Annotated in this window: 1 pseudogene; it reads right to left on the reverse strand. The window is 33.9% G+C overall.

Features of this window, described 5'->3' with window-relative positions:
- Window positions 1–160 (reverse strand): annotated as a pseudogene (locus ACRHOC_RS14945) (gliding motility lipoprotein GldK); the annotation flags it as partial.
- Window positions 161–251 lie beyond the last annotated feature (91 nt).

A 251-nucleotide genomic window follows, 5' to 3' on the forward strand; every position in this document is an offset into this window, starting at 1 on the left:
CCATGATAAATGCTCCTCCAGGAATAAGACTCATCCCATAAGGTTTCTCGGGATGCCATTTCTTTCCATTTACTCCAACCAGCTCTCCTTTGTCGCCGGTTCCACAACTAGTAAGTAAGGTTAAGATTACTGTTACTGTTAATAACTTCTTGATACACATAAATTCGAGGTTAATTATTGATCTTAATAATTTTGAGGGTGTAAACATATCTATATATTTCCAAAAAAACAACTTTTTGCGTAAAAAAAAT

Origin of the sequence: Winogradskyella poriferorum (assembly GCF_050618035.1) — a bacterium.
Classification (GTDB): Bacteria; Bacteroidota; Bacteroidia; order Flavobacteriales; family Flavobacteriaceae; genus Winogradskyella; species Winogradskyella poriferorum_A.